At 42.4% G+C, this 23,647-nt stretch carries 17 protein-coding genes and 5 tRNA genes; 17 read left to right on the forward strand and 5 right to left on the reverse strand.

Annotated features, from left to right (window positions below; genetic code table 11):
- Positions 1–38: 38 nt before the first annotated feature.
- The 6 genes from AUR67_RS07755 to AUR67_RS07780 all read left to right on the forward strand — a co-directional run bounded on the left by AUR67_RS07755 (position 39) and on the right by AUR67_RS07780 (position 1,906).
- Positions 39–114: transfer RNA gene (locus AUR67_RS07755), tRNA-Lys, on the forward strand.
- A 51-nt stretch (positions 115–165) separates the two neighbouring features.
- Positions 166–241, forward strand: a tRNA-Lys gene (locus AUR67_RS07760).
- 56 nt (positions 242–297) lie between these two features.
- Positions 298–373 (forward strand) — tRNA-Lys (locus tag AUR67_RS07765).
- Positions 374–424: 51 nt separating this feature from the next.
- Positions 425–500: transfer RNA gene (locus AUR67_RS07770), tRNA-Lys, on the forward strand.
- A 129-nt stretch (positions 501–629) separates the two neighbouring features.
- A complete protein-coding gene (nadA, locus tag AUR67_RS07775; RefSeq protein ID WP_054561293.1) occupies positions 630–1,670 on the forward strand; it encodes a quinolinate synthase NadA in 1,041 nt (346 codons plus the stop codon).
- Between the two features lie 148 nt (positions 1,671–1,818).
- Positions 1,819–1,906 (forward strand) — tRNA-Ser (locus tag AUR67_RS07780).
- Positions 1,907–1,916: 10 nt separating this feature from the next.
- On the opposite strand, the gene AUR67_RS07785 is transcribed toward AUR67_RS07780, so the two are convergent.
- The gene (locus AUR67_RS07785) at positions 1,917–2,441 is read right to left on the reverse strand and encodes a carboxymuconolactone decarboxylase family protein (protein WP_058584831.1); all 525 of its coding nucleotides are present in this window, start codon (positions 2,439–2,441) and stop codon (positions 1,917–1,919) included.
- Positions 2,442–2,670: 229 nt separating this feature from the next.
- Here AUR67_RS07785 and AUR67_RS07790 point away from each other — a divergent pair, with 229 nt between their 5' ends.
- The gene (locus AUR67_RS07790; RefSeq protein WP_058584832.1) at positions 2,671–3,555 is read left to right on the forward strand and encodes an AraC family transcriptional regulator; all 885 of its coding nucleotides are present in this window, start codon (positions 2,671–2,673) and stop codon (positions 3,553–3,555) included.
- 27 nt (positions 3,556–3,582) lie between these two features.
- On the opposite strand, the gene AUR67_RS07795 is transcribed toward AUR67_RS07790, so the two are convergent.
- Positions 3,583–3,981 carry a DUF2750 domain-containing protein gene (locus tag AUR67_RS07795; RefSeq protein WP_054561299.1) on the reverse strand — a complete coding sequence of 133 codons (399 nt, stop codon included), beginning with the start codon at positions 3,979–3,981 and terminating at the stop codon, positions 3,583–3,585.
- 85 nt (positions 3,982–4,066) lie between these two features.
- Complete coding sequence (locus AUR67_RS07800; RefSeq protein ID WP_058584833.1) at positions 4,067–4,648, reverse strand: TetR/AcrR family transcriptional regulator; 582 nt, start codon at positions 4,646–4,648, stop codon at positions 4,067–4,069.
- Positions 4,649–4,979: 331 nt separating this feature from the next.
- Here AUR67_RS07800 and AUR67_RS07805 point away from each other — a divergent pair, with 331 nt between their 5' ends.
- The 8 genes from AUR67_RS07805 to AUR67_RS07840 all read left to right on the forward strand — a co-directional run bounded on the left by AUR67_RS07805 (position 4,980) and on the right by AUR67_RS07840 (position 20,397).
- Positions 4,980–6,023, forward strand: a complete 1,044-nt coding sequence (locus AUR67_RS07805) for an alkene reductase (protein WP_058584834.1) — start codon at positions 4,980–4,982, stop codon at positions 6,021–6,023.
- A gap of 212 nt (positions 6,024–6,235) precedes the next feature.
- Entirely contained in the window at positions 6,236–8,593 is a 2,358-nt protein-coding gene (locus AUR67_RS07810) for a TonB-dependent receptor domain-containing protein (RefSeq protein WP_058584835.1), read from the forward strand.
- Between the two features lie 56 nt (positions 8,594–8,649).
- Positions 8,650–9,777, forward strand: coding sequence for a sulfatase-like hydrolase/transferase (locus AUR67_RS07815; RefSeq protein WP_058584836.1), 1,128 nt, complete (start codon positions 8,650–8,652; stop codon positions 9,775–9,777).
- Between the two features lie 41 nt (positions 9,778–9,818).
- On the forward strand, positions 9,819–10,835 hold the full coding sequence (locus tag AUR67_RS07820; RefSeq protein WP_235591815.1) for an alkaline phosphatase D family protein: 1,017 nt from the start codon (positions 9,819–9,821) through the stop codon (positions 10,833–10,835).
- Between the two features lie 153 nt (positions 10,836–10,988).
- Positions 10,989–14,312 carry an exodeoxyribonuclease V subunit gamma gene (recC, locus tag AUR67_RS07825; RefSeq protein ID WP_058584838.1) on the forward strand — a complete coding sequence of 1,108 codons (3,324 nt, stop codon included), beginning with the start codon at positions 10,989–10,991 and terminating at the stop codon, positions 14,310–14,312.
- A complete protein-coding gene (recB, locus tag AUR67_RS07830) occupies positions 14,299–17,874 on the forward strand; it encodes an exodeoxyribonuclease V subunit beta (RefSeq protein WP_058584839.1) in 3,576 nt (1,191 codons plus the stop codon). Before recC ends, recB begins: the two co-directional genes overlap by 14 nt.
- 5 nt (positions 17,875–17,879) lie before the next feature.
- Positions 17,880–19,955, forward strand: coding sequence for an exodeoxyribonuclease V subunit alpha (gene recD / locus AUR67_RS07835; protein WP_152996510.1), 2,076 nt, complete (start codon positions 17,880–17,882; stop codon positions 19,953–19,955).
- Positions 19,942–20,397, forward strand: coding sequence for a GNAT family N-acetyltransferase (locus AUR67_RS07840; RefSeq protein WP_058584840.1), 456 nt, complete (start codon positions 19,942–19,944; stop codon positions 20,395–20,397). Before recD ends, AUR67_RS07840 begins: the two co-directional genes overlap by 14 nt.
- Here AUR67_RS07840 and AUR67_RS07845 read toward each other — a convergent pair.
- Positions 20,394–21,023, reverse strand: coding sequence for a trimeric intracellular cation channel family protein (locus AUR67_RS07845; protein WP_058584841.1), 630 nt, complete (start codon positions 21,021–21,023; stop codon positions 20,394–20,396). The two genes, AUR67_RS07840 and AUR67_RS07845, sit on opposite strands and share 4 nt — an antisense overlap.
- Positions 21,024–21,139: 116 nt before the next feature.
- Positions 21,140–22,429: an amidohydrolase gene (locus AUR67_RS07850; protein ID WP_058584842.1), complete on the reverse strand. Its 1,290-nt coding sequence runs from the start codon at positions 22,427–22,429 to the stop codon at positions 21,140–21,142.
- A gap of 54 nt (positions 22,430–22,483) precedes the next feature.
- Here AUR67_RS07850 and AUR67_RS07855 point away from each other — a divergent pair, with 54 nt between their 5' ends.
- Positions 22,484–23,146: a Crp/Fnr family transcriptional regulator gene (locus tag AUR67_RS07855; RefSeq protein WP_058584843.1), complete on the forward strand. Its 663-nt coding sequence runs from the start codon at positions 22,484–22,486 to the stop codon at positions 23,144–23,146.
- 54 nt (positions 23,147–23,200) lie between these two features.
- The gene (locus tag AUR67_RS07860) at positions 23,201–23,605 is read left to right on the forward strand and encodes a hypothetical protein (protein WP_058584844.1); all 405 of its coding nucleotides are present in this window, start codon (positions 23,201–23,203) and stop codon (positions 23,603–23,605) included.
- The last annotated feature ends 42 nt before the right edge of the window (positions 23,606–23,647 follow it).

The following is a 23,647-nucleotide window of genomic DNA, read 5'->3' on the forward strand; positions in this document are numbered from 1 at the left end:
TATCGGCGGATTTACGCAGCTTTTATAAGCACCAGAGCGGGTCATTAGCTCAGTTGGTAGAGCAGTGGACTTTTAATCCATTGGTCGATGGTTCGAGTCCATCATGACCCACCATTCTTTTTGAATGGTCACATCGGCGGATTTACGCAATTCAACATCCAGAGCGGGTCATTAGCTCAGTTGGTAGAGCAGTGGACTTTTAATCCATTGGTCGATGGTTCGAGTCCATCATGACCCACCATTCTTTTTGAGTGGTCACATCGGCGGATTTACGCAGCTTTTTATAAGTAACAGAGCGGGTCATTAGCTCAGTTGGTAGAGCAGTGGACTTTTAATCCATTGGTCGATGGTTCGAGTCCATCATGACCCACCATTCTTTTTGAATGGTCACATCGGCGGATTTACGCAATTCAATATCTAGAGCGGGTCATTAGCTCAGTTGGTAGAGCAGTGGACTTTTAATCCATTGGTCGATGGTTCGAGTCCATCATGACCCACCATTCCTGATTTATCTTTTCTTTCTAAGTTATCCTTTATTTATCTTAACAGCTCACAGCAATACTGTTCTTTAGCTTAAGATTCTCGTATAATTCGCGCCATGAATGCACTGTGGACTAAGTGGTCGAGAAATGAGTCTAGCTGAACAAATTATGCCTGAAGATTATATCTTCCCTCCAAAGCCAGCTCCGTTATCAAAAGACGAGCAAGCTGAGTATAAGGCACGTATCAAACAATTATTAAAAGACAAGAACGCAGTTCTTGTTGCCCATTATTACACTGATCCTGAAATTCAAGCACTAGCTGAAGAAACAGGCGGTTGTGTTGCTGACTCGCTAGAAATGGCGCGTTTTGGCGCTAAGCACGACGCAGATGTAATTGTGGTAGCCGGTGTTCGCTTTATGGGCGAAACAGCAAAAATCCTAACGCCAAATAAAACAGTTGTTATGCCAACGCTTGCTGCAACGTGTTCATTAGACGTAGGTTGCCCAATTGAAGAATTCTCAGCGTTTTGTGATCAGCACCCTGATCGCAAGGTAGTCGTGTATGCAAATACATCAACAGCTGTTAAAGCGCGTGCAGATTGGATTGTTACTTCTTCATGTGCCCTAGAAATCGTTGAGCACCTTGATGAGCAAGGTGAAAAAATCATTTGGGGTCCAGATAAACACTTAGGTTCTTACATTCAAAAGAACACAGGTGCAGACATGATCATGTGGAATGGCGCCTGTATCGTTCATGACGAGTTTAAAACCAAAGCACTTAAGGATATGAAAGCCTTACACCCAGATGCGGCTGTATTGGTTCACCCAGAGTCTCCTGCGGAGATTGTAGCCTTAGCTGATGCGGTTGGTTCAACAAGCCAACTAATCAAAGCAGCGCAAACAATGGACAACAAAAAGTTCATTGTTGCGACTGACCGTGGCATTTTCTACAAAATGCAGCAGTTATGCCCAGAGAAAGAATTCTTTGAAGCCCCAACAGCGGGTGAAGGCGCAACATGTAAAAGCTGCGCACATTGCCCGTGGATGGCAATGAATGGCTTAAAAGCGATTGAAGAAGCACTGACAGACCCAGAAGGTAAAGAAGTGTTTGTTGATATGGACTTACGCGAAGGCGCATTAAAGTCGCTTAACCGTATGTTAGATTTCTCAGCAACGCTTCAACGTTAAGAACAAATTGTCTATATACAAAAGGCAAGGTGTTCACCTTGCCTTTTTTGTTTGATTACTAATCACTTAACTGCACTATTTTAAAAAGCCCTTGCGTCTGTAGGGTTGTTTTCATACTATAACGCCGCGCTTTACTCTAAGCGCCTTAGGTGACGTGTCCGAGTGGCTGAAGGAGCACGCCTGGAAAGTGTGTATACGGCAACGTATCGAGAGTTCGAATCTCTCCGTCACCGCCATTTCTTAAATTTACCCTACCATCGCAAAGTGCTTTTCAAGATTACATTTAGCGCGCATTGCTATGTGGCTACTGACTTTCCTAGCAAGTTCTATTACTAATAATTCAAGTTGTTCACGGCTATAACCTAGTAATACACAGCGTTTAAGTTGCTCGCTAACTAAGCTGCTGGCATCGTCTAGCGCAAATAAAGCGCCTAAAGAGGCAAGCTCAAATACCTTGTTGTTTTGCTGCTCTATGCCAAAAGGTAGTTGGCCAAATGTGAGCGCGGTTTTTAGTTGCTGCTCTGTCCGTTTAATAAGCAACGTATTTGAACCTTGAATATCATCAAGTGAGTTTAAAATCTCTAGTGCTAGCAATGCTTTTGGCACCCCAGAATACACACTAATATGCGGTAAAATATCACACAACTCTTGCATTGAAACGCCATCATTCAATGCGTGCTGACATGCTCGTTTTAACAAAGGCTTGTCATGAACGGTGACCAAAGCAGCGATCGCGACAAACACAAATAAATCCGTGTTGTTATGGTTCATAATTTCTCTTTTGATTTTAGATATTGAATGTATTGAGGTTTTGTAGCATTGGCTGATTGCAAAGAGCATGCAATCGAAAAATTGAAAATACATTATGGTTGATGATGACAGTTTCTGCTTGCCATAAATGATTTAATTTTTGCCTAAAATAACGAACTGTTACCTAAAATGGTCCTAACCTCAAATTACGGTGATACACTTAATTGAGTATTTCTTAGAGGTAATCTAAATGCGTCAGGCATTAATAAAAGCGGTTAAAGCGATAGCGATTGCAGACGGTAATTTTGAAACGGCGATTCCTGAGTTATTGGTGTTCAGACGAAGCGAAGTTTCATTACCGATGGCCTGCGTGTATGAGTTAGGGCTGGGTATTAGCTTGCAAGGTGCAAAGCGAGTTGTGTTGGGTGAACATAGTTATGATTATACAGACGGCCAATCATTGGTGACCTCAGTCGATGTGCCCGTAGCTTCACAAATAACGCGTGCTAGTAAAGAGCAGCCATTTTACGGCATTTATTTACGTTTAGATGCCCATGAAATCAGCCATATTGTTGCTGAAATGGATTTTGCTGGGCAAGACAAGTTCCCTAAACACCAAGCTATGTCGGTGGTTGATACTGACAATGGCTTGCTTGACGCTTTACTTAGGCTTTTAGAACTCGACAAAGAGCCTCAATTAAAAGCTAACCTTGCGCCACTTATTAAAAAAGAAATCATATTGCGCTTGTTAAATAGTCCGCACAGCCCTTATTTAAGGCAAATTGTGATGTCTGGCTCTGCCCATCAAAAAATCGCCAAAACCTTATGTTGGTTAAAAGAAAACTACACGAGTCATTTTTCAATTGATGATTTAGCCCGTGATGCGCACATGAGCCCGTCGACATTCAGGCTACATTTTCGTGATGTGGTAAAGATGAGCCCATTGCAATACGTAAAAAACTTACGGTTGCAGGCGGCAAGGCAATTAATGCTGAATGAGCGAATTGATGTGGGCTCTGCGGCTTTAAAAGTGGGTTACGAGAGTCCATCCCAGTTTAGCCGCGAGTACACACGCTTTTTTGGTAAGCCACCGATAAAAGATATTTCGGCACTGCGGTTACAACAAATCGCATAAAAAAGGGAGCGCTTGGCTCCCTTACATTTAAAATCGTCTTTTTGGCATTCTCAGTTGTGAGTCAAACTCATCGGGGAATAAAATTGTGCCGTCGTCTTGGTCTGTTGGGAATACAGCAATGAGTAAGTCATCTTGCTCAAGGCCCGGTGTCCAGCGACTTAACCAGTCTTTTACAGGGATGGCTTTTGGTGTGCAGTCTTGCCATTCACCGGTTGCCCAGCTTTGGGCAAATTCGCGGCTAGGCCATACAGGCACGCAGTCGTCGTCTTCGTTAGAGAGCATGACGCAGCCATGTTCATCATTGAGGATCCACACTTGTTTAAACTCTTGAACCGTTTCAAACATATAAGCGAGTCGTTTCTTAGCGCCTAAGGCGAGTACAGCATCAAATTCAGTTTCAACACGTTTAGCAGTTGCATTATTCATGACAGGCTCACTCTTTTAGTTATACACAGCTACACCTTAATCATAAGGTGATAAATTAATATGACAAGTAAAGTTAATAGCTAAATTAATTTACTAATGCGGCAAATAGATCGTCAGCAAGTTGTTGCAGAGATTTAGGGTCTTGATTTGTCAGCGCATAGGTACGAATACCGTATATGCCCATGACTAAAAAGCGCGCCAACTGTTGCGCTGACTTGCTACTTGAAAATTCGTTGTTATCTAGCGCTTTTTGAAGCTGCTCAGCGAGGGCATGCTCATAAGCGTTTAAGTTACCACGCAGTACAGTGCAAATCTGAGGGTCGTTGCCTTCAACCTCAGAAATACTCTTTGTAAGTAAGCACACTTTAGCTACTTCACCTTCAATACACTCATCAACAATTACAGTTAAGTAATGTTTGAGGGTCGATAAAATTGATTGTTGGTCATTAAAAAGGGCAGTAAATTGTTGGTTTCTATCTTTTTGATATTGCTCGGTGGCGGCTAAAAACAAGCCTTTTTTGTTGCCATAAGCCGCGTAAATAGAACCCGGGTGAAGGTGAGTTACTTCTTTTAATTTTTGCATACTGGTCTTCGCATAGCCATATTGCATAAAGGCATGCATGGCTTGGCGAAGTACAAATTCAGTATCAAATTCAGCAGTTCTCATTAAAGCTCCTCACGGTATATAATACCAATCCGCAATAATACTTAGTCATTTTGAGGGATTAAACCTGTCGCTACCCGCGTTAAAAATTTCTGATTTACGACTGCATGGATGCAGAAGGTAGAGCAATGCAGGAGCAATTGCCGAGCACAACTAAATAACGAAATTTTTGCCTTGTTATCAACGAAGTTTTCTTGCCTCAAAATAGACCACTTAATTAAGCGAATTTGTATAAACGAAGTTTACGTAATCTTGAACGATTATTCAAAATAAACCTTGAAGTGTGTATGTTTCGCCCTTATCTTGAATGTATGTTCAAGATAAGGATAAAACCATGACAACCGATTTACTTTCTCCGTTTAAATTAAACGACAGCATTGAGCTGCAAAACCGAGTATTAATGGCACCACTTACGCGCTGTATGAGCGACGATAACCTAGTACCTACACAAGCAATGGTTGATTATTATGCACGCCGTGCTGATGCGGGCTTAATTATTAGCGAAGCAACGATTATCCGCCCAGATGCCCAAGGTTATCCAAATACGCCGGGTTTATTTACTAGTGAACAAATTCAAGGTTGGAAGAAAGTGACCGATGCTGTGCATGCTAAAGGCGGCAAAATGTTTGCTCAGCTTTGGCATGTTGGTCGTGTTGCTCATCCTCACTTTTTTGGTGGTGATGTACTGGCACCATCAGCAATTGGTATTGAAGGTTCGGTACCAAGAATGCGTGAATTAACTTACGTTACTCCAAAAGCGGCAACCATTGAAGACATTCAAGGTTTAATTGCTGACTACGCAAAAGCGGCGGAAAACGCAATTGAAGCGGGTTTTGACGGGGTAGAAATTCATGGTGCGAATGGTTACTTAATTGATCAATTTTTACACTTTGCTGCCAACCAACGTGAAGATCAATACGGTCAAACACCAGAAAACATGTCGCGTTTTGCTCTTGAAGTCGTTGATGCAGTAGTGGCAGCAATTGGTGCAAATAAAACTGCATTACGTTTATCGCCAGGCGCGTATTTTAATATGACTGAAAGTGACGGTGATAAAGCGGTATTTGATTATCTATTAACAGCGCTTGAAACGCGTAACCTTGCGTACTTACATGTTGGTATTTTTGATGACAGCATGCGCTTTGCAAGCTTAGGTGATAAGTCGGCGTCTGAATATATGCGCGGTGCATACAAAGGTACCTTAGTCGGGGTAGGCAGCTATAGCTTTGAGACAGCTAATCAAGCTATCGATAATAACCAATTTGACTTAATTGCGATTGGTCGCCCATTCATTGCGAACCCAGATTACATAAGTAAAGTTAAAAATGGTGAAGCGTTAACACCATACAGCGACGAAATGCTGGCTGAATTGATTTAAGTAAACCTAATAATATTGTTCAACCAACAAGCGCCTAGTTAATTTAACTGGGCGTTTTTTCTAATACTTTCTTATTTATTAAACAGTTAAGTCTTAAATCTGCCATGAAAATGCATTAATTGTTTAATTGTTGTGTCAAAAATTTTGACCCTAAATGTCATACGCGCTCTGCATACTGTGCCCGCTTTTAAATACGTAACCTTGGAAAAACAATGAGCACAGTAACTAAAAAAACAAAGCTAAGCCTTGTAGTCGCAACGCTTTTAGCAACATCGGCAAATGCAAACACGAATAACGAAATTGAAGAAATTACCGTTGTTGCAAAGCCAACCAGTTATGCAAATAACGTTATTGAACCTGCCATGCTTGAGCAACAAAGTTCAGTATCAAGCGTGTTAGCCGTAATTGATAACCTACCGGGTATTAGCATCAACGAAGGTGATGCGTTTGGTGGTGACGATTGGTCAACCACCATTACTATGCGTGGCTTTAGTATTGATGGTAATCAACAGCAATTAGGTATGACGATTGATGGTATTCCTAATGGTGGTTCTAACTATGGTGGCGGTGCAAAAGCAAACCGTTACTTAGACAGCGAAAACTTAGCAACGGTTGAAGTAGGGCAAGGTACGTCTGATATTGCCTCTGCATCACTCGAAGCATTAGGCGGTACTTTCAATTTTGTGAGTGCACAACCAAGTACCGAGCAAAGCACTACGTTTGCTTATACAACGGGCGATCATAACGCTAGCCGCTACTTTGTGAAGCACGAAACAGGCACTGTGTTTGATAATACGCAAGCCTATATTAGTTATTCACAAACAGACACTAGTCGCTGGGTTGGTGATGGTAGCAATGGTGGTAAAGACAACCAACACATCGAAGCGAAGTTTGTATCAGACTTTAGTGACTTAACTGTAACAGGTCGTGTTTCGTATGATGATGTTCACGAAATTAACTATAACAGCATCAGTATTAGCGAGTTTGAACAAAACCCTGATTGGGATCGTTTAACTTGGAATTGGACTGGCGTGCCGCATTTTGATCAAATGTTTGCTGAGGGCTGGGGTACACTGCGTGAAAATACTCTTGCGTATGTAAAGTTTGATTACGCATTAGGTGCCACTTCAAACTTAAGCTTGTCGCCTTACTATCATAAAAACTCGGGTCGTGGCGATTGGATCCCGCCTTATTTAACGTCACCGGTTGATGGCGATGGTAACCCAACAACAATTGGCGGCGAAAACGCTGGCAGCTACGGCTTTACAGATAGCGACGGTAACCCACTTGCACCTGCTGCAGGTTGTACGGCAAGTTTAGAGTGGCCATGGTCTTCAGGCCCTGGCTTAAACCCAGCCTGTTACCCAGATGATGCTATTCCAGTTATGTCGTATCGTCATACTCACTATAAAAAAGACCGCTTAGGTATGACTGGTGAGTATCAAGTAACCCTTGGCAACCATGACATAGAAGCCGGTTTTTGGTTTGAACAAACAGACCGTGATGAGTCACGTGACTGGCATAAAGTTATTGATGCCCGTATTTATCATCACTTTGACCATACGCCGTATTGGACACAGTACAAAAACACCTTCGAAACAGATACATTCAAGTGGTACGTACAAGACTCAATTAGTTTAGGCGAATTCACACTTAATTTAGGTGCTAAACAGTACCTTGTTGAGCTGCAGCGTTATAACCATTTTGAAGATGAATACTCAGATAAAATCGACAGTGATTCAGACGTACTATTCAGCGGTGGTGTGCTTTATCAGCTATCTGCAAGCACAGAACTATTCACCAGCTACAGCGAAAATTTTGCGGCAATTAAAGATGGTGTACTTGAACGTGATTCATCAACACTGACCGAAATTGAACCAGAAACAGCGGAAAACATCGACCTAGGTGTGCGTTACAGCGATGACCGCTTAAGCCTAACGGCAACAGCTTACAGCATTGAGTTTGATAACCGCATTACCTTTATTGCTCCAGGTAGTGATACCGATGGTATTGATTACACCATTGGCACGAACGGTTCTTACATCAACGTTGGTGGTATTGAGTCAACGGGTGTGGAGCTTTCAGCAAGCTATATGCTGACTGACAAATGGAATCTTTACACATCGTATACCTACAATAACTCTGAGTATCAATCGAACGATCCAAGTGCTTACAACAGCGAGGGTGAGTTACTTGAAGATGCATCAGCCAGTTTTAAAGCGGGTGATGAAGTGATTGACTCAGCACAAGATTTATTTGTGGTATCGGCAGACTACTACAGCGGTGATTTCCGCTTTGGTTTATCGGCTAAATACACAGGTGAGCGTTTAGGGGCATGGACTGATGAGCAAACCCGTTCGCGTAATGAGGTTGATGGTTACACCTTGGTTGATTTAAACATTGGTTATAACACCAGTCTTGATTCAGGCGTGTTTAAATCAATCGACCTTGCATTTGTGGTGAATAACCTGTTTGATAAATCATATCTCGCAGGTGGCACAGGTAATGGCTCTACCTACTTTATTGGTGCACCACGTACCGCAGCTTTAACACTTACAGCGCAGTTTTAAGTAATAAGCTAACGTTTAAATAGCCCATCGTTGATGGGCTTTTTTGCAGGTGAAATATGAAAAAATTAATTTTAGCCACGGCGGTGGTAGCAGCATCACTATTAAGCTTAAACAGTAAAGCTGCCGACAATGTAGTGCTCGTGACCCTTGACGGCCTTCGCTGGCAAGAAGTGTTCTCTGGTGCAGATAAAAACCTAATCTATAACACTGATTTTGTTGCAGATACAGATGAGCTAAAGGCGCTTTTTTGGCGAGATGACCAAGCACAGCGTACTCAAGCGTTAATGCCATTTTTTAGCGAGACATTGGCAAAGCAAGGCGTTTTGATTGGCGATAGAACTCAAGGCTCATTGATGTCGGTAAGCAACCCGTGGTATTTCTCATACCCAGGATACAGTGAAATTTTAACCGGCATGGTAGATGAAAATATCGATAGTAACGATAAAGTGCCTAACCCGAATAAAACCATTTTAGAGAGTTTAAATTCTCAGCCAGAGTTTAAAGGTAAAACCGCGCTTTTTGGTAGCTGGGATGTGTTTCCCTATATTGTAAATCGTGAGCGCAGTGGAGTGTTTGTTAATGCTGGCTTTGAAGCTTTTGATGCTGTGAAGTCAGAGGAAGTGACTCTGCTAAACCAAATGCAAAGCGAGATCCCAAGTCCTTGGCACAATGTTCGCCTCGACAGCTTTACCTACCGATTTGCCAAACAATATCTATTAAATAAACAGCCGCGTTTACTTGTTATTAGCTTGGGTGAAACCGATGACTTTGCTCATAACGGTAAATACGATGCCTATTTAAAATCGGCTAAACAAAGTGATGCGTTTATTCGTGACCTTTGGCAAACAATTCAACAAACACCGGGCTATAAAGACAACACTACAATGATCATTACCACCGATCATGGCCGTGGCAGTCATGCTGATGATTGGCAGCATCATAGTTCTAAGCGTGCTTTAGCTCGTTCAGAGCAAGGTAAGAAACGTTTTCCAAACGGCATTGTTGGCTCTGAGCATATTTGGTTAGCGGCGATAGGCCCAGATATAAAAGCAAAGGGCTTAATAAAGACCAAAAATGAGCTTAAACAAGCGCAAGTGGCTGCAACTGTGTTGAGCGTTTTAGGCATCAACAGCCAGCAAGTTAACCCGAAGATGGCAGCGCCGATTAAGGAGATTTTAAAATGAGTTTAACGCTTAGTTTTTTTAGAAGCGCCTTATCTGGACTAATGCTGGTTAGTTGTGCGAGTGCGATTGCCGCACCGAGTAAAATTTTGTTTGGCTCATGTGGTCATCAAGACAAAGCTATTCCCATTTTTGATGCTATCAACAAAGAGCAAGCCGATTTATTTATGTTCCTTGGCGATAACATTTATGGAGATACCGAAGATATGTCGGTACTTGCCGATAAATATCAACGTTTAGGGCAAAAGCCGGGCTTTAAAACATTACGTGCAAATACACCTATAATAGCCATGTGGGATGACCATGATTATGGCGAAAATGACGCTGGCAGCGAATACCCAAAAAAACAGCAATCACGAAAAATCATGCTCGACTTTTGGCAAGAGCCAGCGGATTCTGCTCGCAGAACTCGTGAAGATGGTATTTACACTTCGTACACGTACGGTGAAGGTGAGCAAACAGTAAAAGTCATCATGCCTGATCTGCGTTTTAATCGTGCACCGTTGAATCACGTATCAGCGATGACCTATCAACTTGAGCGAAAACCTGCAAAACAAGGGCCTTATAGTCCAACAACCGATAAAAACGCCTCTATGCTTGGCGAAAGCCAATGGCAATGGCTCGAACAAGAGCTTAAGTCAGATGAAAAGATAAAAATCATTGCCTCAAGCTTGCAGCTATTAGCTGATTTTACGGGCTGGGAGTCATGGGCTAATTATCCGGCTGATCGTGAGCGTTTATTTGCGCTTATTAAAAAGCATAAAGTAAATGGTGTGATTATTGTCAGTGGTGATACTCACTGGGGTGAGCTGTCTAAGTATCAACAAAACCTAGATTATCCACTTTACGAAATGACCAGCTCTGGGCTTACAGAAAAGTGGAAAGATGTTAGCCCTAATAAACACCGTGTGGGTGATTACACTCATGAGGTTAACTACGGCGATTTAACAATCGATTGGCAAAAAGCAGACCCTACCATTCGTATTGCGCTTAAAGGTATCAAGGGTGATGAGATAATGCACACCGAGTTCGCGTTATCTACGATAAGCCCATACCAGTAAATATTGCCTGCTGTGCATATCCTTAACATATGCCCGCAGTTCATGCCCGTAAACATGTTATAAGCCTTGTTTGCGGGTATTTCTCTCTATCCCATCTAATTAAAATATCTTACACTGTGTCAATTAGTTAGTTTCAAGCAAGGACAGTGTAAAGTGCTGAATATAATTCAATCAAATCGCATGGAAGCACTGCAAGCGCGGTTTCACGCTCTTCTTAAAGTTAATCCATTAACGAGTCCCTTTAAAAAAGAAATTGTGCTTGTGCAGTCACCGGGCATGTCGCAGTGGCTAAAAATAGGTTTAAGTGAACACTTAGGGATTGCCGCTCAGGTTGATTTTCCACTGCCTTCGAGTTTTATATGGCAGCTTTATCAACAATTATTGCCTGATGTACCTAGTGAATCACCGTATAACAAAGCTAACCTTGCTTGGAAGCTGTTTGCTATTTTACCAAACTGCATTGATGAGCCGCTGTACTTACCGCTGAAAACCTATTTAGATGGTGATAGCGAAGGGCAAAAAACCTTTGCCTTGTGCGAGAAAATTGCTGACGTTTATGACCAATATTTAATGTATCGCCCCAATTGGATTGCCACTTGGGAGCAGGGCATCGATGAGCTTGATGATGTTGATGTGGGCATTGCGCCATGGCAGCCAGATCTCTGGCGTAAGCTGGTGGCGCACAGTAAAGAACTTGGGCAAAGCCAATATCACCGTGCCAACATGCAAGACAAACTCCTTGCAGCCCTTGAAAAAATGGACGCAAGCCAATTACCTGAGCGTATTAGTTTATTTGGTATTTCTGCAATTGCGAGCAGCCAGCTTGAAGTATTTCAGGCCATTGCGAAAAAAACGCAGGTGTTTTTGTTTTTCTTTAACCCAAGTGAACATTACTGGGGCGACACACTCGATGAAAAAACAGCAGCCAAGATTGCTGCTAAATATGCTAAACGCCCGCAGTTGCAAGCGCTTCAAGACAGCGCTAAAAACCCTGATCACGAGTACTTTTTTATTGGTAACCCGTTACTCTCGTCATGGGGTAAATTAGGCCGAGACTATTTTGAGCAGTTACTGCAACTAGATGCGCAGTGGCTTGACGGATTCGATAACGAGTTTGATCAAAGCTTGTTATCGCAAATACAGTCTGAAATTTACCAATTAGCCTTCAAGGGTGAGTCATTAACGCCTGATAAAGAATGGTTTATTAATGACGAAGGCAAATTGCCGATTCAGGCTAATGACACCAGTATTGTGCTGAGTGATTGTCACACGCCACTTCGTGAAGTAGAACGATTACATGATTACTTACTCAATTTATTCAATGAAAATAAAGAGCTAACACCGAAAGATATTATTGTAATGATGCCGGATGTTGGCACATACAGCCCGTATATTGAGGCGGTGTTTGGTGGTGCCGAAGGGCGACGTTTTATTCCTTATGCGTTAGCCGATTTAGCGATAGAGCAAGAAAAACCAGTACTTAGCTCGTTTGCTAGTTTAACCGATTTACCTTACTCACGCTTTGGTGTGTCTGACATTCTTGATTTACTGCAAGTCACACAAATTGCCGAGAAGTTTAACCTCGAAGCCCATGAATATGAGCAAATTGGTTTTTGGCTTGAACGCGTTGGCGTTAAATGGGGCTTAGATGCCGCCCACAAAGACAGTTTTGGCTTACCCGCAATAGATTTAAACACTTGGCAACATGGCCTAAACCGCTTGTTACTTGGCGTTGCACAACGTGATGAACAATTGCCGTTTTCGGGAATTTACAGTGCCGATGAAGTTGAGGGCATGGCATTAAATACCTTAAATAAACTCATTGAATTTATTGATGTACTGGCCCGTTATAAAGCCAAGCTGCAAGCTGATGCACCACTTAACGAAAAAGCAGAAATTCTAAAAGAATTATTAAACGATGTGTACAGCGATGAAGGCGAACAAAGCTGGGATTTATTAGTGCTGCAAAAAGTGCTCGATACACTGATTAAGCATTATGACAATGGCGATTACCAACAAGCTGTTTCGCAGCGCATTGTTAGTTACCTTGTAAAACAAGGTATTCAAGAAAAAGGCGTAGGACAGCGCTTTTTAGTGGGGCAAGTTAACTTTTGTACGCTGATGCCAATGCGTGCAGTGCCATTTAAAGTGGTGTGCATGCTAGGTTTAAATGATGCGGATTATCCGCGTACAGTTCAGCCAATTGGTTTTGACTTAGTGCCTTTCTCAAAACGCCAAAAAGGCGACCGCTCTCGTAAGCTCGACGACCGTTACCTGTTTTTAGAAGCGATTTTAAGTGCCCGTGAGAATTTATACATCAGTTATATTGGCCGTTCTTGTTTTGATAACCAACCAAGAATGCCCTCAACTTTAGTGAGCGAGCTGCTGGAATACATAGCCCGTAGTTTTGAGTTTGCTGATCAAGACACTCACTTAAAGCTACCAGAGGCGCTGATTAATTATCAGCACTTACAGCCATTTAACTCGGCTTATTATCTAACAGAGAAAACGGATGACGAGCAAAAAGCAAACAAACCGTTAGCCACACAATTACACAGCTATAACCCTGTGTGGATGCCAACTCAAGCTGTTAACCCTGAGCCACAGCAAGCTCTTAGTGTTAAGCCAGAAAGTAGTGTTGAGTTAACTCAGTTTATTCGCAGTATTTGCCAGCCGCACGAGAGCTTTTATCAGCAAAGTTTGGGTTTACGCTTACCGCAATTTAACGATATCGCTAAAGATGAAGAGCCATTTAGTTTAGATGCATTACGCCGCTACTTTTACCTTGACGAAATTCTCGAAGCGAGCATTCAAGAGCTACCGCTTAACAAAGCGCAAATAATGCAGCGCGGTGAATTACCTCAAGCCCATGTCGGCGATCTTGTGTTTGAAAGTATGCAGCACCGAGTTGATGCGCTTGCAGGGCAAGTAAAAGCGCATATTCAAGGTGATGAAGCATTACCCGTTGAAGTAAATATTAAAATTGCCAACACCACTTTAGAAGGTTGGTTAAATCATATTTATGGTCAAAAACAGGTGTTTTATCGCACCGCCAGTATTAAAGCAAAAGATGTTATTCGCGGCTTTGTGCATCATTTAGCAGCTCAAATAATGGGCCAGCCTGTTGAAACCCTTATTCTTGGTTTAGACAAGCAAATTAGTTTTTCACCCTTGTCAGAAGACGATGCCCGTAGCTATTTAAATGATTGGTTTTCGCTTTATGAAACGCTTTTAACTCGCCCTGTAGCGTTTTTCCCGGTCAGTGGTTACGAGTACATAAAAACAGACAAAGACATGGTTAAAGCAAATAATAAGTTCGCACCGCAATACATAGGCATAGGTGAAGGTGAAAACCCGTATATTCGTTTAACCATAAAGAGCCTTAAAGACTGTGAAGAAGAGTTTATAAAATGGAGCGAGCTGCTGTTATCGCCAATTGTTGAATTAGCACAGGAGGCAGATCATGCAAACGCTTAATCCAATGAGTATGGCGCTGTGTGGGCAAAGCCTTATTGAAGCCAGTGCCGGTACAGGTAAAACCTACACCATCACAGGTTTGTATTTACGGTATTTGTTGGGCTTACAAAAAGCGACCGGTGAAGATGAACAATTAAATACGCCGCTGAGTGTTGAGCAAATACTGGTGGTGACCTTTACTGAGGCCGCAACTCAAGAAATTAAAGACCGTGTAAGGGCGCGTATAATCAATGCCAGAGATGCTCTGCTTGGTAAAAAGCCTGATGATGAGCTGATTGAGCAAATAATTAACGAGGTAACTGACAAACACGCCGCATTTGATTTGCTAGACGCTGCGGCAAAGTCGATGGATGAAGCCGCTATATTCACTATTCATGGCTTTTGTCAGCGAATGCTGAAACAACATGCCTTTGAATCCGGCGTGGCGTTTAACTTAGAGTTTATTTTAGATGAGCGTGAGCTCATTCAAGAAACCCTTAATGACTTTTGGCGTGCCTTTGTTTACCCACAATCAAAAGAGCGCACCCAAGCAATTACCGATATTTTCCCAGTGCCTGCATCACTGTATTCACAGGTGGTGAGTTTACTCAATAAACAAGGGGCAACAATTACCCCTGAGTATGACCTTGACGAAATATGGCAAGCGCGCGACAACTTTGTGGCAAAAGTACCGGCATTTAAAGCGGCGTGCCGTGAGACTGAGTTTATTAATGCCGTAAAAGCATCTGATTTAAGTGGCTCAAAAACTCCAGGTCGAAAAAACAGCCTTGCTGCGCTTGAAGAGTATATAAACAATGATGAGCTATTTTTTGTATTTGGTACCAGTAAATACTCGTTTGAAGTGTGGAGCACAGAAAATTTAAGCGACCCTGCAAATTATAAGAAAAACGGCAGCTTGCTTAGTCATGAAATGCTGGCTCGGTTTGATGAAATGGCGCAACTTAGTAGCCTTATCAATAACGGGTTGAATATTGCGATAGTGCAATATGCTGCTAAATGGGTGGCAAATGCATTAGTTAAACGTAAGCAAGAACAAGGCGTGATCACCCCTGATGACTTATTAAGTAACTTGCATCAGGCACTTTTAAGTGAGCAAGGCCAAGCATTAAGTGAAAAAATTGCCGCCTTGTTTCCAGTTGCCATGATTGACGAATTCCAAGATACCGACCCAATCCAATATGGTATTTTTAGCCGCATTTATGGCATTAAAAACACCACCCTTGCCATGATAGGCGACCCAAAACAGGCTATTTATGGTTTCCGTGGTGCAGATATTTTTACTTATATTGGCGCAAAACAAGCCGTTTCAGATGATAAGCAATACACTCTAGATACCAACTATCGCTCAAGTGAAGGGGTTGTTGATAGTGTAAACCGTTTATTTGCTAAAAATGACAATAGCTTTATTTACAACGATGCGATCCCATTTCAAAAGGTTAATGCCAAAGGTAAACAGCAAGACAAAGCGTTTTTAATAAACGGTGAAATGCCAAGTGCGTTTGAATTTTCGGTTTTTGTTGATGAGTACGCCGAAGCGAACAACAAGGCAACCAGCAAAGGGGTGGCTCAACAAGCATTGGCTTTGCAGTATACGAAAAAAATTACTGAGCTACTAAAGCAAGCTAATGCAGGCCATGCAACTATTGCAGGAAAACCACTTACTGCCGCCGATATCTGTGTGTTAGTGCGTGACCGAAACGAAGCACAGCTTATGAAAACAGCACTGGCAGAAGCCGCCATTGCCAGCGTGTATTTGTCCCGTGATAGTGTGTTTAACCAAGAGCTTAGTCATCATTTACTGAACTTTTTAACGGCATTGCATGGACAGTATGATGAGTCATTACTGCGTGGTGTACTAGCAGGGCCATTGTTTTGTTTAAGCTACAACCGTATTTATGAGCTTCACGAAAACGAAAGTGCATGGCAAGAACATCTAAACTTTTTTGCTCAGCTTGCCCACATTTGGCATAAACAAGGCGCAATGGCGATGCTCGAGCGTTTATTAAGCCATAATCAGCTCGCAGCACGTTGGCAAGGCTTAGGCTACAACGTTGAACGCTGGCTCACCGATTTCCGTCATTTAGGTGAAATCTTACAGCAAAAGCAAATTGAGCTTGAGGGCACCCATCGATTGCTGCGTTGGTTTGCACAAAAAGTTAGTCAACAAGATGGCGAAGCGGTGCAAGTACGCCTAGAAAGCGATGCAAATTTGGTGAAAATTGTCACTATGCACGCCTCAAAAGGCTTAGAGTACCCGATTGTATTCATGCCGTTTGCCTGTGGCTACCGTGAAAGCAAAGAAGCCCTTTACCATAAAGACGGTAAGCTTATTTATGACCTTGCTAAAAGTGACGACGCAATGCAAAAAGCAGAGCAAGAGCGCTTAGCTGAAGATTTACGATTACTTTATGTGGCATTGACACGTGCCGTGCATTTTTGTTCTGTGGGGATGTATAACATTGCCCAAGGTCGTAGCGCTCGCCCAGGTATTCAAAGTACCAGCATTGGCCACGTATTATTTGCAGGGTTAGAGATTAAATCGGGCGATGAATGGCGCGCGTTGTTACAACAATTTTGTGAAGGCTCTGCGCACATGCACTATGAGGCGTTTAGCCAAGCAGGTGAACTTGAAAAGTTAACATTTGCTGGTGCAGACAGTGAGCAAGCCTATCAAGTTAATACTGTTAAAGCAGACATTCAGCGTGATTGGCGCTCAACCAGCTTTAGTAGCTTAACGCTGAAAAAGCATACTGATCAAATAGAGCTTGGCCGCAGTGATGAAGACCACGAAAAAGATGAGTTTTTAGCCCAAAATGCCAATGCTTTAACACCTTACAGCTTCCCTAAAGGCGCAAAGCCAGGTAGTTGTTTGCATGAAATATTTGAGCAATTAGACTTTACCGACCCTTATGCGTTAAAGCGTCCAGCCATGGAGCAAGACGACCACGCCCTTGATAAAGTGATCAAAACGTTATTCGAAAAATACCATATTGACGATAGCTGGCAGGAAATGACCGAGCAGTGGATCCTTGCTGCACTGAATTGCCCATTAAACGATAAAGGGCTTAGTTTATCAGTACTTGAGCCTGATACCTGTTTGGTCGAAATGGAATTTAATTTACCGCTGTTATCGCTCTCAAGCGATAAGCTTAACCAAGTTTTAGTTAAACATTTCAATTTACCCGGGCAGCTTGATTTTAGTGAGGTGCAAGGCTTACTGAAAGGCTTTATCGATTTAATATTTTGCTGGCAGGGTAAGTATTTTATTCTTGATTATAAATCGAACTTTTTAGGCAATAGTGCGGCTGACTACCAACATGAGCAACTAGAGCAAGCCATGACCAGTCATCAGTATCATTTACAGTATTTGATATATACCGTGGCATTGCACCGCTTATTAAAACAACGTATTCAAGATTACGATAGCGATACGCATTTAGGCGGTGTTTACTACACCTTCTTACGTGGTATGAGTGAAGGGCAAGGGGTGTATTTCAATCAGCTAACAAAACAGCAAATAACTGAGCTTGATAGCTTATTCGCACAAGGAGCCATGCTATGAGTCAAATGACATTCGGCTTTGATGACCATGAGCCAAACGAGCCAATGAATAAGCAACCAGAACAACCAGCACAACATGCCCAAAGCGATTCAGTGTTGCCTGCTACAGAGGTTAAAACGCAGCCTTTACTGAGTTATTTGCTTGAGGCAAAACGTATTCGCTTAGTTGATGTGAAACTAGCAGAGCTATTGACTGGCACAGAAACAGTAGCCGGTTCACAAACACTGATAGAGAATAACGATGCAGCGCAAAATGAGGTTTTTTACCTGATTTTATTGCTTGCGGCTGCGCAGCAAAGTCAGCACAGTTGTTTAGAGCTGGTGAATATAAACTGGCAAAACCCGTTTGAAATTAAACAGCAAAGCCTAGCTGATGCCAGCATTGCAGCCCCTGATGTTTTAACCCCGTTTGATATGGAATTTGGCCTTGCTGAAGCCGTTAATAAACTAATGAATGCTGAGTGTGTAGGGGACGACAAACCACTGCTATTGTTTGCGAATAAACTTTATTTTGCCCGATTGGCAGAGTACGAAACCACACTGGCCTCGCGTTTACATCATTTAGCAACGAAAGAACTCGCACTTGATGAAGCCGCATTAACGTCATTACTTGAGGTGTATTTTCCTAGCAGTGAACATACAACCAACCCAAGCGATCCCATTAAAACATTAAACTGGCAAAAAGTAGCCTGTGCGATTGCTGCAACAAAAGGCTTTAGTGTGATCACTGGCGGCCCGGGTACAGGTAAAACCACCACTGTAACTAAGCTATTGGCCATATTACAATCTTTGTATGCTAGTGCGCCGCTAACAATTAAGCTGGTTGCACCGACAGGTAAAGCGGCAGCGCGTTTAACCGAGTCGATTTTAGGGGCAAAGCAAAAGCTTAGTATGATCCCTGATAATATCGCCCCACTTATTCCTGACAGCGCGCAAACGATTCACCGTTTACTGGGCGTTATTCCGCATACCAATAAGTTTCGCCATAACAAGCGTAATCCGCTGCATTTAGATGTACTGATCATTGATGAGGCATCGATGGTAGATTTATCGCTTATGGCAAAACTAATCGAGGCATTACCGAGCCATGCAAGACTTATTTTACTGGGTGATAAAGACCAATTAGCCTCGGTTGATACGGGCAGTATTCTCAGCGACCTATGCCAAGGGTTAGAGCTTGGCAAAATGCCTGATTACAGCAGTGAAAGAGCAGCGCAGCTTAATCGCGTTTGTTTTAATAATCAGAGCGAAATACCCGCGGCGAGCAGTCATTTTGTACTTAACGATTGTATTGCGTTTTTACAGCAAAGTTATCGTTTTGATGGCAGCAGCGGCATTGGTCAATTAGCACAAGCTGTAAATACCAATAACAGTGGCTTACTAGGCTACGTTGAGCAAACGATTAATCAAGGTGGCTTTAAAGACCTTAAACTTAATTACAGCGTAATTAGTAAACCGATTGAGCAATTTGTGCAACAAGCGGCGTTGCAATATCACGATTATTTGCAGCTTATCCAGCAAGGGGCAAGTGTTGCCAGTGTGCATAAAGCATTTGCGCATTATCAGTTGTTAGCTGCAGTCAGAGAGGGAGATTATGGTGTAAATAGCCTTAATCAGCGTATTGAAAAAGCACTGGCTCAACAAGGTTTAATCTCGCCATATCAAAGGCATTACGTGGGTATGCCAATTATGATCAGCCAAAACGACTACCAGCTAAAACTGTTTAATGGCGACATAGGTATTTTAATGCACGATGAGCAAGGTCAGTTAAAAGCCATGTTTGTTGATGAACAAGAAAATATTCGTGCCTTTTCGCCCGCACGTTTACCTGCTCACGACAAAGTGTATGCCATGACAATTCATAAGTCGCAAGGCTCTGAATTTGCTTACACAGCGATGATTTTACCGCCAATAAAACAGGCTAATCAGGGCATTAACAGACAATTGGTTTACACGGGGATCACCCGCGCGAAAACCACATTTGAGCTGGTGGCCGATAAAAATGTATTGCTCATGGCGATGAATAAATCTGTTACTCGTGCATCGGGTTTATACGATAGGTTAAAACATGAGGCTAGTTAAAGTAACGAGTGACCAACTCAACGAGTTAATGGGTTGGTTTAACTCCGAGGCTGAACTGCGTATTTGGTCTGGGCCATTTTTTAATTACCCATTTGATACGCAAAGCTTTAAGAATGATTTAAACCTAGATGCGCTGAGCTCCTTCGCGTTGATTAATGACGAAGGCCAGATGTTAGGGTTTGGTCAATACTATTTACGTGAAGGTCGTTGCCATTTAGGGCGGCTAGTTATCGCGCCAAGTGAACGTGGTAAAGGTCTTGCAAAAGTGTTGATAAATTTACTAGGAGAGCAGGGCAAACAGCAATTGAACTGCGCTAGCTTGTCGTTGTTTGTGTATAGCCACAATACCCTTGCTAAAACAGCCTATGAAAAACTGGGTTTTATACAAACCCAGTATCCAGCGGACATGCCACTCGATGGCTGTATTTATATGACTTGCTAAGGGCGCTTAAAGCTGCTTTTACGAAACAGATTAGGTTGCCAGCCAAAGTGTATGGCGCCTAATCTTAAACATACCGTCACAGCAAATGCGCCAAGAATGCACCAAATATAACTCACCTCAAGGGTGAATAAAGCCGCGTAAGTTAACCCGCCAGATAAGCAAGCGGTTGAATAAAGTTCTTCGCCCATTACTAAAGGCACTTCTCGGCAGATCACATCACGCATCAGGCCACCAAAAATACCTGTGGTCATGCCCATAGTGATAGCCACAACCATATCAGCCCCTTCAATCAGTGCCTTTTCGATACCAATAATGTTGAAAATCGCCATCCCTACGGCATCAACTAACAACATGCTGTAGTTACTTAAATCGGGTAAGTGACGAATAGATAAAATAGAGGCGAATATGGCTATGTAAGTTGCGTACAAATAATCTGGTTGTGCTATCCAAAATACTGGTTTGTTGAGCAATATGTCTCGAAGTGTGCCACCACCCAGAGCTGTGACTGTGGCAACAACCACCACACCAAAACCACCGACACTTTTTTCATGGCCCAGCAAGGTGCCAGAAATAGCAAAAAACGCTACACCGATAATGCTTAAAAAATGAAAGTATTCTGATGTCATGGGGCTTCCTTACCTGTTTATAGTAATCTAACCCTAGCAAAATGAACTTTATTGATGCTTAACAGCTAAGAAAATAGGGCGGGTAGTGATGTCACCCGCCGGTAAGAAAAATTTTATTATTTTAGGTAATCAACCACTAATTGCGTCATTGCATTTACGCCAAGCTGTAAAGCTTTTTCGTCTGCAAAAAAATGTGGTGAATGGTTACTTGGTGCTGTAACCGCATCTTGACCTTTTGGTGTAACACCTAAGAAAAAGAACATACCTGGTGTTTCTAAGGCGTAGTAACTAAAGTCTTCGGCACCTGTGATAAGTGGCGTTGTGATCAGGTTTTCTTTGCCAACCACACTAGCAAGAGTTGGTGTCATTTTCTTGGTTAATTCAACATCGTTCACTGTTACTGGGTAACCATGATCAATGTGAACATGGGCTTCTGCGCCACCTGATTCAGCTACCATCTCAGCGGTTTTAGCTAAACGTTTTTTAATGTCAGCACGCATTTCTTGGTCAAAAGTACGAATTGTGCCAACCATTTCAACTTGATCAGGGATGATGTTGTTACGCACACCGCCATTAATGGCACCAAATGAAACCACAGAAGGTGCTTTAGTTACATCAACTTGGCGTGAGGCAATGGTTTGTGTTGCCATAATAATTTGTGATGACGCCACTATTGGGTCAACCCCATTCCAAGGGCGTGAGCCGTGAGTTTGGCGACCTTTTACTGTGATTGTAAATTTGTCGGCGCTGGCCATTAGCGGCCCTTCACGAAAACCAATTTGTCCGGTATTAAGTGAGCTGGTTACGTGTAAACCAAATACGGCTTCTGGCTTTTCTTTAAATAAGCCTTCTTTAAGCATCAGCTCAGCACCACCTTCTTCGCCATCAGGAGCACCTTCTTCAGCAGGTTGGAAGACAAACAGAATATCACCCGCTAGCTGGTCTTTAATTTTTACTAAAGACTCAGCTGCTGCCATTAAAATAGCCACATGGTTATCATGACCACAGGCATGCATTACGCCAACGGTATTGCCTTTGTACTCTGTTGTTTGAGTTGACGCGAAAGGTAAGTCTACTTGCTCTTTAACAGGTAGTGCATCCATATCTGCACGTAGCGCAATAAGCGGACCTTTTTTGCCCCCTTTAAGTTTGGCAACCACACCGGTATGAGCCACACCTGTTTGAACCTCAAGGCCTAACGAACGTAAATGCTTAGCCACGTATTTGGCTGTTTCAAACTCACGGTTACTAAGCTCTGGGTATTGGTGTAAATGACGGCGCCATTTAATAACTTTTTCGCTGACACTTTTATTGGCAGATTTAAGTTCAGTATTAATGTCACTCGCAAATGCAGGGGTAGAAATAGCACTGAGAAGTAGGCTGGTCGAAAGTAGTTTGTTTAACATCCCGTATCCTTTTATTATTTGTATGCACACTACAACAATGTAAAGGATAAACACTTGAATGAACAAGACCTTTCGGTAATTAACCAAGACAAATGGTTTAAAAATCGCACACAATTATTTAGGGACAAGCTAGTAAAAAATGCTAAATTAATCACCTTAAATGCGGGTGATGCATTGTTTTTGCGTGGTGATGAAAATACCGGTCTGTATTGTGTTATTAATGGCGTGCTTAGAGTTTCTGGGGTTAATAGCCAAGGCAAAGAAGCCGTGCTCAGTTTTGTAACCAGTGCTATGTGGTTTGGTGAAGTTGCTCTGTTTGATGGTGGTAAGCGGACCCACGATGTGTATGCTCAAACTGCGGTACGACTTTTACACGTACCTGAGCGGGCATTAACTCAGTTATTACAAAAGCATCCTGCTTATTGGCATGATTTTGGTCTGCTGCTTACCAATAAAGTGCGAAACCTGTTTGACTCATTAGAAGATCACGCACTCCTTACAGCAAAGCAAAAGGTGAGTAAGCGTTTATGCATGCTTTATCAATCGTCACACCAAAGCTGTTTGCCGCTTACCCAGCAACAACTTGCCGATATGACCTATTTAACACGGCAAACCATTAATCAAATATTACAATCTCTGCAAGCTGATTCAATTATTAATCTTAAATATCAATCGATTGAAATTATTGATATCGATAAATTGCAATCTCAATGCTAGCTTGGAACTAAAATTGCTACAAGGTTGTAATCAAGCTTAAATGGAAGACAACTTGTGGTAATTACATTTCATAATCAATATAACCCTTATCACGCTTCGACTGATGCTAAGCTGTCGCAAACGGCTCGCACTGAGGGTGTGAAAGCCATGCATACGCCAGCATCTTCAGCACAACAACTTTTACAAAAGCAGTCTGAGCCCAGCTCTTTTTTAGCACAAGCTCAAGAAGCTTTGGTTTATCAGCGGCTCGGGGTTGATAAAGAGAAAGTTGATGAAATAAAAGCGAAAATAGAGAAGCTTGCTGAACAAATGCAACAACAAGGTGCCGATACTAAAGCACTGCAAGAAAAAATGAATGAGCTGCAAGCGATGCTCGATGAAGAGTATCAAAAAGGTCGCGAACGCATGGATATGCGACCAGAAGCTGAAAAAGGCAAAGTTATTGATGCGCTGGTTTAATGTGTGAGATTAAGCTAGCAACTTTAAATGTCGGCTAGTTGA

The sequence above is a fragment of the Pseudoalteromonas sp. XI10 genome, assembly GCF_001469895.1.
Classification (GTDB): Bacteria; Pseudomonadota; Gammaproteobacteria; order Enterobacterales; family Alteromonadaceae; genus Pseudoalteromonas.

Excerpts from the sequence above, each read along its gene's own strand:
- AUR67_RS07815 (WP_058584836.1), top strand. The coding sequence starts at position 8,650 with ATGAAAAAATTAATTTTAGCCACGGCGGTGGTAGCAGCATCACTATTA.
- AUR67_RS07800 (WP_058584833.1), bottom strand. The coding sequence starts at position 4,648 with ATGAGAACTGCTGAATTTGATACTGAATTTGTACTTCGCCAAGCCATG.
- recD (WP_152996510.1), top strand. The coding sequence starts at position 17,880 with ATGACATTCGGCTTTGATGACCATGAGCCAAACGAGCCAATGAATAAG.
- recB (WP_058584839.1), top strand. The coding sequence starts at position 14,299 with ATGCAAACGCTTAATCCAATGAGTATGGCGCTGTGTGGGCAAAGCCTT.
- nadA (WP_054561293.1), top strand. The coding sequence starts at position 630 with ATGAGTCTAGCTGAACAAATTATGCCTGAAGATTATATCTTCCCTCCA.
- AUR67_RS07850 (WP_058584842.1), bottom strand. The coding sequence starts at position 22,429 with ATGTTAAACAAACTACTTTCGACCAGCCTACTTCTCAGTGCTATTTCT.
- AUR67_RS07840 (WP_058584840.1), top strand. The coding sequence starts at position 19,942 with ATGAGGCTAGTTAAAGTAACGAGTGACCAACTCAACGAGTTAATGGGT.
- AUR67_RS07785 (WP_058584831.1), bottom strand. The coding sequence starts at position 2,441 with ATGAACCATAACAACACGGATTTATTTGTGTTTGTCGCGATCGCTGCT.
- AUR67_RS07810 (WP_058584835.1), top strand. The coding sequence starts at position 6,236 with ATGAGCACAGTAACTAAAAAAACAAAGCTAAGCCTTGTAGTCGCAACG.
- AUR67_RS07805 (WP_058584834.1), top strand. The coding sequence starts at position 4,980 with ATGACAACCGATTTACTTTCTCCGTTTAAATTAAACGACAGCATTGAG.
- AUR67_RS07845 (WP_058584841.1), bottom strand. The coding sequence starts at position 21,023 with ATGACATCAGAATACTTTCATTTTTTAAGCATTATCGGTGTAGCGTTT.
- AUR67_RS07820 (WP_235591815.1), top strand. The coding sequence starts at position 9,819 with ATGCTGGTTAGTTGTGCGAGTGCGATTGCCGCACCGAGTAAAATTTTG.
- AUR67_RS07795 (WP_054561299.1), bottom strand. The coding sequence starts at position 3,981 with ATGAATAATGCAACTGCTAAACGTGTTGAAACTGAATTTGATGCTGTA.
- AUR67_RS07790 (WP_058584832.1), top strand. The coding sequence starts at position 2,671 with ATGCGTCAGGCATTAATAAAAGCGGTTAAAGCGATAGCGATTGCAGAC.